Origin of the sequence: Dendronalium phyllosphericum CENA369 (assembly GCF_016056275.1) — a bacterium.
Classification (GTDB): domain Bacteria; phylum Cyanobacteriota; class Cyanobacteriia; order Cyanobacteriales; family Nostocaceae; genus Dendronalium; species Dendronalium phyllosphericum.
Genome location: NZ_JAECZA010000296.1, coordinates 1 through 1,145 on the forward strand (window position 1 = coordinate 1; position 1,145 = coordinate 1,145).

General features: G+C 37.1%; 2 protein-coding genes. Both read right to left on the reverse strand.

All coding sequences use genetic code 11. The annotated features are described in order from the left end of the window. Positions 1-49: 49 nt before the first annotated feature. On the reverse strand, positions 50-550 hold the full coding sequence (locus I8752_RS33895) for a transposase (RefSeq protein ID WP_214430566.1): 501 nt from the start codon (positions 548-550) through the stop codon (positions 50-52). Next, positions 459-995, reverse strand: a complete 537-nt coding sequence (locus I8752_RS38925; RefSeq protein WP_214436555.1) for a helix-turn-helix domain-containing protein — start codon at positions 993-995, stop codon at positions 459-461. Before I8752_RS38925 ends, I8752_RS33895 begins: the two co-directional genes overlap by 92 nt. Positions 996-1,145: the final 150 nt, after the last annotated feature.

Consider the following 1,145-nt stretch of genomic DNA (forward strand, 5'->3'; position numbering starts at 1 on the left):
GGGAAATCTCATTACAAGTCCACGCCTTCAGATACAGCATTTACGGCTGTTATGAGGTACAGTAGCAGCAACTAGCAAACCAGTTTCTTAAATGTTTAGGATTTATTAAGTCAAGTGCAACTGAAATTAGTTTATCAACCATTTCTGTTGTAGTTGGAGCAAAACGGCGTAAAAAAGATTTAAGTTGTGACCACCATAATTCAATTGGATTAAAATCGGGAGAGTATGAGGATAAACAAATAACTTTCGCATCTACAGCTTCAATCATTGGCACAATTGAATCTAGTTTATGTGCGGATAAATTATCCATTACTACCACTGCTCCTGACCAGAAATTTGGCACTAAAAACTTTTCAATAAATAATTCAAATGCGATGCCATCCATTGAACCATTCATTGTCATTAGTGCAACCACTTTGTTAATGCTAATTGCTCCAATTACTGTAACTTTTGAGCCTCTATAGAAGCGGGTAAGAGAGTAAGCTCTTGTTCCCATTTGTGAACGGGCATGAGTCCTCATTAACCCAAGTAGAATACCAGTTTCGTCCAAAAATACTAAATTTTCTGGCTCTATATGTTTGACCTTTCCCCAATAATCTAATCTTAAATTTAGGACTCAATAGTTCCAGCTTGGGTACTCCGCTTTGTTTTTTTTTACGATTTAATCCTAATTTCTGTAACGCCCGACACATTGCACTTCGACCCACCCAATTGCCAGTCTTGTCTGCAAAGAATTCACATAACTCTATCAATGTTGCATCTGGATGTGCTTCAACTAATTCCCTTAACTCTACTTCAGCATTTGTTAAATGACTAAATTGTGGTTTCCCTCGCGGCTTGGGTTGTAAATTTCCTTCAAGTTTTTGTTGCTTTACAAGCTTTTGCACTAAACTTTTTGAGACGGAAAATATGTTAGCTACTTTCCTGATTGAGATGTTTTTTTGAAGATGTGCTGCAACTATTTTTTCTCGAAGCTCGACAGAGTATGACTTCATTTAAAGGGATTTATACTTTAATTTAGTGTACCTCATAACAGACGCAAGTGCTGTAACCCTCTTCTGTCACTCTCCGTGAGAGCGATTGCTAGAAGTCTCACGAGGCAATCAATACAACCTATACTATTAGAAAAAAATTGCTCTTGAACT

Bases quoted from the DNA above. Each gene is read 5' to 3' on its own strand.
- I8752_RS38925 (WP_214436555.1), bottom strand. From the start codon at position 995: ATGAAGTCATACTCTGTCGAGCTTCGAGAAAAAATAGTTGCAGCACAT.